This is a genomic window from Sporolactobacillus terrae DSM 11697 (genome assembly GCF_000648615.1).
Taxonomy (GTDB): Bacteria; Bacillota; Bacilli; order Bacillales; family Sporolactobacillaceae; genus Sporolactobacillus; species Sporolactobacillus terrae.
Genome location: NZ_JFZC01000019.1, coordinates 1 through 315 on the forward strand (window position 1 = coordinate 1; position 315 = coordinate 315).

The 315-nt window shown below is 47.9% G+C and carries 1 protein-coding gene; it reads left to right on the forward strand.

Translation table 11 applies throughout. The features are described from left to right. Positions 1–315: IS30 family transposase (locus tag AA84_RS0102805; RefSeq protein WP_028975928.1), on the forward strand; the 315-nt coding region annotated here is incomplete at both ends.

Consider the following 315-nt stretch of genomic DNA (forward strand, 5'->3'; position numbering starts at 1 on the left):
CTGGTAACCCTTGTTGATCGAAAGACACGCTTACTCATTGCCGCAAAGGCCGCGAAGAAAACCGCTAAATGCGTGAAAGAGAAATTAATTGAACTGTTCTCCCCATTGCCTCGACATCAGCGGCTGACCGTAACTCCCGATCGTGGCAAAGAATTTGCTTGGTATGACCAAGTCGCTAAGGCATGCGGCATGACTTTTTATTTTCCCAATCCACACGCGCCTTGGCAGCGAGGAAGTAACGAAAACACTAATGGACTACTAAGAGAATATTTCCCTAAAGGACATGACTTTCGCCAGGACAGCGATGCGTCCATC